7 protein-coding genes are annotated in these 5997 nt (G+C 69.8%); 1 reads left to right on the top strand and 6 read right to left on the bottom strand.

Annotation, left to right across the window (positions count from 1 at the left end):
- Positions 1 to 56: 56 nt before the first annotated feature.
- The 6 genes from ygfZ to WH07_RS34135 all read right to left on the bottom strand — a co-directional run bounded on the left by ygfZ (position 57) and on the right by WH07_RS34135 (position 5381).
- Positions 57 to 1022: a CAF17-like 4Fe-4S cluster assembly/insertion protein YgfZ gene (ygfZ, locus tag WH07_RS34165; protein ID WP_046508780.1), complete on the bottom strand. Its 966-nt coding sequence runs from the start codon at positions 1020 to 1022 to the stop codon at positions 57 to 59.
- A 146-nt stretch (positions 1023 to 1168) separates the two neighbouring features.
- Positions 1169 to 1606, bottom strand: a complete 438-nt coding sequence (locus tag WH07_RS34160) for a Fur family transcriptional regulator (protein ID WP_046508778.1) — start codon at positions 1604 to 1606, stop codon at positions 1169 to 1171.
- 166 nt (positions 1607 to 1772) lie between these two features.
- A complete protein-coding gene (locus tag WH07_RS34155; protein WP_046508775.1) occupies positions 1773 to 2345 on the bottom strand; it encodes an FABP family protein in 573 nt (190 codons plus the stop codon).
- A 353-nt stretch (positions 2346 to 2698) separates the two neighbouring features.
- The gene (locus tag WH07_RS34145) at positions 2699 to 3628 is read right to left on the bottom strand and encodes a hypothetical protein (RefSeq protein WP_046508773.1); all 930 of its coding nucleotides are present in this window, start codon (positions 3626 to 3628) and stop codon (positions 2699 to 2701) included.
- Positions 3625 to 4569: a hypothetical protein gene (locus tag WH07_RS34140; RefSeq protein WP_157877488.1), complete on the bottom strand. Its 945-nt coding sequence runs from the start codon at positions 4567 to 4569 to the stop codon at positions 3625 to 3627. Before WH07_RS34140 ends, WH07_RS34145 begins: the two co-directional genes overlap by 4 nt.
- A 20-nt stretch (positions 4570 to 4589) precedes the next feature.
- Positions 4590 to 5381 (bottom strand): hypothetical protein, encoded by a 792-nt coding sequence (locus tag WH07_RS34135; RefSeq protein ID WP_232789158.1) that lies wholly within the window; start codon positions 5379 to 5381, stop codon positions 4590 to 4592.
- Between the two features lie 186 nt (positions 5382 to 5567).
- On the opposite strand from WH07_RS34135, the gene WH07_RS34130 reads away from it, so the two are divergent.
- The gene (locus tag WH07_RS34130) at positions 5568 to 5936 is read left to right on the top strand and encodes a DsrE family protein (RefSeq protein ID WP_046508768.1); all 369 of its coding nucleotides are present in this window, start codon (positions 5568 to 5570) and stop codon (positions 5934 to 5936) included.
- The last annotated feature ends 61 nt before the right edge of the window (positions 5937 to 5997 follow it).

Raw genomic sequence — 5997 nt, 5'->3', positions numbered from 1 at the left:
GCCCGACCCCGGCCGCGCCCCGAGCCCCCGCCCGAAGCCCGCTTGCGCCCGGCCCCTTACGCCTCGACCACCGCTTCCTGCGCCGCCGCCGTGTCGCCCGCCATCAGTTCCGCGTCCAGCGGCACATTCCGTTTGACCAGGGCCAGCGCGATCGGACCCAGTTCGTGGTGGCGCCCCGACGTGGTGATGAAGCCGAGCTGGCGCCCCTCCGCGCCGTCCGCCGCGAGGCGTACGGGCGTACCGTGCCCCGGCAGATGCACCTCGCTGCCGTCCAGGTGCAGGAAGACCAGCCTGCGCGGCGGCTTCCCCAGGTTCTGGACGCGCGCCACGGTCTCCTGGCCCCGGTAGCACCCCTTGTGCAGATGGACCGCGCTGCCGATCCAGCCCAGCTCGTGCGGGATGGTCCGGTGGTCGGTCTCGAAGCCGAGGCGCGGCCGGTGGCCCTCGATCCGCAGTGCCTCGTACGCGAGGATCCCGGCCAGCGGCCCGTTCGCCGCCGCGTACGCCTCCAGGTCCGCCCGGGGCAGGAAGAGATCACGGCCGTACGGAGTCTCCCGTACGACCACGCCCTCGGGCGCCTCCGTGATGGAGCCGGCGGGGAGATGGACGATCGCGATGTCGTCCGTACGGTCGGCGACCTCGACCCGGTAGAAGAACTTCATCGACTCCAGGTAGGCGATCAGCGCGCCCTGCGTACCGGGTTCGACATGCGCCCACAGCGTCTCGCCGTCGTCCACGAGATACAGCGCGTGTTCGATATGGCCGTGCGCCGAGAGAATCAGCGCTTCCGTGGCCTGCCCCGCCGGCAGCTCGCTCACATGCTGGGTGAGCAGCAGATGCAGCCAGCTCAGCCGGTCGTCCCCGGTCACGGTCACGACCCCGCGGTGCGAGAGGTCGACCAGACCGGTGCCATCGGCGAGAGAGCGCTGCTCACGGAACAGATCACCGTAATGCGCGGCGACGCCTTCGTCCTGGCCTTCGGCGGGAACGGCTCCGGGCAGGGACAGCAGAGGGCTCTTCATGCTTATCAGCCTACGACTTGGCGGCGGCGGGGCCCTGCGGGTGCCCGGGAATCAGCCCTTTGACGAACCCGTGCCTGCTACGACCCGTACCTTTTACGAATCCGCGCCTTTACGAACCTGTGCCTTTTACGAACCCGCGCCCGCCGCTACGAGCCCGTGCCCGCCGCGCGCAGCGAGCACGCCCGGCAGCGGCCGAAGATCGCGAAGTGCTTCATGTCCGTCGTGAAGTCGTACGTCTCACTCAGCTTGGCGGTGAACTCCGCCGCGATCTCGATGTCCGCCTCGATCACTTCCGTACAGTCCCGGCAGACCATGTGGATGTGGTGGTGGCGGTCGGCGAGATGGTACGTCGGGGAGCCGTGCCCGAGATGGGTGTGCGAGACCAGCCCCAGCTCTTCCAGCAGCTCCAGGGTCCGGTACACGGTGGAGATGTTCACCCCGGAGGCGGTCTTGCGCACTTCGCAGAGGATGTCGTCGGGCGTCGCGTGTTCGAGGGAGTCGACGGCTTCGAGCACAAGCTGACGCTGCGGCGTCAGCCGGTAGCCGCGTTGCCGGAGATCGCTCTTCCAGTCGGTGCTCACCACGCTCCCCAGTGTATGCAGCGGCGGGGGCGGTGCGGGCGGATCGTGACGGACTGCCCGAAGAAGGCGCTCTGGTTGGCTTGACAAGGCCGGTCCGCCCTCAGGAGCCGACCGGCCGGGCAAGCAGGCCCGGCCGGCCGACGGCCTACTTGAAGCCGACCGATCGGGCCTACTTGAAGAACGCGATGCCGTCCTCCGGGAGATCGCCGAGATCCTTGGCCCATGCCTCGACCTGGTCCGGCGTCACGACCTTCTTCAGATGCGCCGACATGTACGGGCGCAGCGCGATCTCCGGTGTCGACTTCTCGCCGACCCACATCAGATCGCCCTTGACATAGCCGTACAGCCGCTTGCCCCCGCTGTACGGGCCGGAGGCCGCCGTACGGGCCACCGCGTCCGTGACCAGGTCGATCTGCGGCTTCTGGTCGGCCAGCTCGCCGTACCAGACCTCCACCACGCCCTGGTCCCTGACCATCACGACCTCGACCTTGCGGTCCTTGTCGATCCGCCAGAAGCCGGACTCGGACTCGATCGGCCGGAGCTTCTTGCCTTCGGCGTCGAGCGCCCAGGTGTGCGAGACGTACTCGATGAAGTCCCGGCCGTCATGGCTGAAGGTGACTTCCTGGCCGAAGTTGGCCTTCTCGTCGCCGGGGAAGTCGAAGACGCCGACGCCCTCCCAGTTCCCGAGGAGGAAGACGAGGGGAACGAGGTCGGGGTGCAGGTCGGACGGGATCTCGATCATGAGCGGCTCAGTCGATCTGTAGAGGCGGGGGGTGTTCTGCGGAGGAGCGGGGTGTGACGCTGATGGCGGCGGTACGGCTGGGGCCTGGGCCCTGAGCCCCTGCCGGAGCTGGAGCTAGCGCTGACCCTGGTACAGCTTCTTCACGGCCAGTCCGGCGAACGCGAGCGTGCCGAGGCAGACGAGGACCAGCAGGGAAGTGAAGAAAGCCTCAAGCACGGGGTGCTCCTCGGGTACGCGGTAAGGGCAGAGCTGGGGCCGGTGGGGCCGGGCCCCAGCCTAATGGGTGATGGCCCGGCCCTCACGATGAGGTGCTTCCGCTGAGGTCGCAGGGACTACAGAGGCCGCGAAGCCCCTCAGCCCAGGAGCTGGCTCTGGAGTATCAGGGTCTGGTGGAACGGTACGGCCGCGGCCCCGCCCTTCTTCTCCTGCACGATCAGCGCGACGGTGTCCCCCGCCAGGACATACGCCTGCCGGACCTGGCTGTCCCCGTACGGCTTGGGCTCCACGTACGCCCTCGCTGTCGTGTCCTGTACGAGGTCCTCCTCGGCCCACCCCTCGTCCAGCTCGGTCGTCGGGGCGGCGGCCAGCGGCGTACCGGCCGTCAGGACGTTGCCGATGTCGCTGTACTGGTACTCCACCGCGTACGCGCCGGACTGGAACTGGAGCAGGTAGACGCGCGTGCTGGTGCCGTCGGGCATGGTCCAGCCGCGCGCCGCGACATGCCGTACGGCGTAGTCGCGCAGGGCGGCCTTCAGCGCGGGCCGCTCCCCCGGGGCGTACTCGGCGAGGTACCGGTCGACTCCGGTCCATCCGCCGGGGAGCTTCTCATCCACGGTGGAGCCGACGGGCGCGGGCAGCAGCAGCGCGCGCAGATCGGCGTGGTGGATCTCGGCCTCGTTGGCGTCGGTGAAGGGCCGGGGCGAACCGGCGGGCAGGGCTGGCAGCGAAAGCCGCGGATACGTCCAGCGCCCGTCGTCCTGGGTGGCGAGCCCGGGCACATCGCCGCGTTCCATCCCGCTGATCCCGAACGCCACCCCGCTCCAGAGCTCCGCGAACACGACCACGGCGGCGGCCCAGCGGGCGACGGCGCGGAGCACCCGCCGGGGAGGCCGGGGCACCTGGGGCGCTTGGGGCACCTGGAACGGCTCAGGCGTGGCCGGTGCCGCCTCGGGCACCTGTGGTACTTCAGGCGCCTGCGGTCCGGGAGCGGGTACGGCGGCGGTCTCGGGCACAGGGGCCGGCTCCGCCTCGGCGGCAGGCGGCGCGATCACTTGGTCGGTCATACGTACTTCCCCGGGGATGCGATGTGGTCGAGCTGATCCGCCATCAGCTCGGCGACGGCGGACGAGTCGATCGGGGCCGTGCCGTGGGCGACGACATCGACGGCCAGTTCGCCGTCGTAGCCCACGCACTCCATCGCCGCGAGGCCGGTCTTCTTCTCCTTCGGGCCCAGGAAGCACCTGGCGTTGTTCTTGTGGCCCTCGACAGCCGGGCCCTTCCGGGCGCCGGGCCGGTCCACTTGATGCGCGTACGAACGGCGGACGGCCGCGCGGTCCGTCATCCGGGACAGATACACCTCGACGACCAGGAAGTCCCTGTTCCGCTCGTACGACCGCGCCGCGGTGCCCTGGATGCCCAGTTTGTCGATTTCCTTGTCCAGTCGCCTGCGCAGCTTGCCGGGCAGGCCCTCGCCGACCGACTTGAACAGCACCGTCGCCTCCTTCGAGGTCAGGAAGGCGTCATTGCCGTGCTCGTCCACATCGGGGCCGAGCCGGTAGTCGGCGGGGACCGGCAGCAGCTTCCTGCTGAGGTCGGAGTCCGTACGGCCCTCGTCGGCGCGCTCGGCCGGGTCCGGGTTCGGGCGCGGCTCGGCGGCCGGGTCCCGCCAGACCGCGGTGGGGGCGGTGGTGTCGGCACTGTCGACGGTGGTCTTGACGAAGGCGAGCCCGCCGGCGGTCGCGCCGAGGACGAACACGGCGGGCAGTACGGTGCCGAGGACCCTGCGGAGCCGACTCGGGCCGGGGCGTACGGCCGGGGCCTGAGCGGGGACGGTGTCCAGGGCCGAGGGCGTGTCCGCAGCCTCTGGGACCTCAGGAACCCGGTCGGCCTCAGGAGCCCGGTCGGCCTCAGGAGTCCGGTCAGGCTCAGGAGACGGGTCAGCCTCACGCGCCTGGTCGGTGTCGATCACGGAATCGTTCACGGAATCGTTCACAGAGTCGTTCACCGAGTCACTCTCAGGCGCGTTCACAGGCGCTCCAACTGCCGCTCGGCCAGCGTCCGGATCGCCTTCTTGCTGATCGGCACGGTGTCGAAAATGTCGATGTCGAGCACCACATCGCCGCGGTAGGCGATCGCGCGGGCGCGGTACTGCGGCAGATATCCCGCCTTCCGATCGACCTTGTAGAGGTAGTAACGGCCGTTGGTGCTGCCCTTGATGGCATCGCCGTCGTTGCCCGCGCCGATCTCGTCGCCGGACATGTAGGAGAGCTGACCTTCCCCGTGCTCGACCGCGCCCAGGTCGGGACCCGCCCGGAACTGCACGAGGGCGATGTCCGTCTCGCGGTACTCGCCCTCCATCCAGGAAACGGCCGCTGCCCGGCGGAAATCCCCGTTCACCAGGTCCTCGAACATGGAGTCGGGGAACTCGAACTGGCGGGCGTACTCGTCGAGCGAGAGCCACCCGTTGTCGGCCCAGGGCGCGGGATTCTCCCTGGCACCCGCGGGCCGCGAAAGCAGCAGCTTGCGCAGGTCACCGTCCGTCTTGACCCGGCTGTCCTCCTCGGCGGACAGCGGCTCCGGCTCCTTCCCCGGAGGAAGCGGCTTCGCGGGATACGCGAGGCCGGGCTGCGCGAGCATCGGCAGCGGGGTCGGCGGGCGGTCGGCCTGGACGGCGTACCCGGTGGCCGTACCGGCGACCACGCCGAGCACGGCGGCCGCGGCGATCAGCAGGGCCGTACGCCCGCGCCGGCGCGGAGCCCGTACGGCTTCGGGCACCACCGGCGCCGGCTGGTCGGCCTGAGGCGCCTGAGGCTCCACCGGCTCCGGGGCAGCCGGGCCCGCCTGAGTTGGCTGAGATTGCAAAAAAGAGTCCCCCCATGACACGTACGAAGACGTACGAGACGTACGAGATGAGATCCGAAGCGCGGAATTCGATCACCCGCGCACAGACCTGACCTCCGGGCGGAGGGAGTGGTTGTACCGGACAGGATTACAGTTCGGCATATGCCTTCCGCGAAGAAGCTCGTGATCAAAGTGACCGCCGGGGCCGATGCCCCCGAGCGCTGCTCCCAGGCCTTCACCGTCGCGGCCGTGGCCGTGGCCAGCGGGATCGAGGTCTCGCTGTGGCTGACGGGCGAGTCCGCGTGGTTCTCGCTGCCGGGCCGGGCGGCCGAGTTCGAACTGCCGCACTCCGCCCCGCTGCCCGACCTCATCGAGTCGATCCAGGCCGGGGGACGGATCACCCTCTGCACGCAGTGCGCGGCCCGGCGCGACATCACGGAGAAGGATGTGATCGAGGGGGTACGGATCGCCGGCGCGCAGGTCTTCGTCAGCGAGATCATGGCGGACGACGTCCAGGCCCTCGTCTACTGAGGTCCGCGAAAGCACGCGCGTACCGCCCCCCGGCCCCCGAAAAGCCCCCGAAGGCCCGAGA

It is taken from the genome of Streptomyces odonnellii (assembly GCF_000981895.1).
GTDB classification, from domain to species: domain Bacteria; phylum Actinomycetota; class Actinomycetes; order Streptomycetales; family Streptomycetaceae; genus Streptomyces; species Streptomyces odonnellii.
This window is presented reverse-complemented; position numbering and strand designations above follow the sequence as displayed.

What these genes read in the sequence shown, in the direction of transcription:
- ygfZ (WP_046508780.1), bottom strand. Translation starts at nt 1,022, where the DNA reads ATGAAGAGCCCTCTGCTGTCCCTGCCCGGAGCCGTTCCCGCCGAAGGC.
- WH07_RS34155 (WP_046508775.1), bottom strand. Translation starts at nt 2,345, where the DNA reads ATGATCGAGATCCCGTCCGACCTGCACCCCGACCTCGTTCCCCTCGTC.
- WH07_RS34145 (WP_046508773.1), bottom strand. Translation starts at nt 3,628, where the DNA reads ATGACCGACCAAGTGATCGCGCCGCCTGCCGCCGAGGCGGAGCCGGCC.
- WH07_RS34130 (WP_046508768.1), top strand. Translation starts at nt 5,568, where the DNA reads ATGCCTTCCGCGAAGAAGCTCGTGATCAAAGTGACCGCCGGGGCCGAT.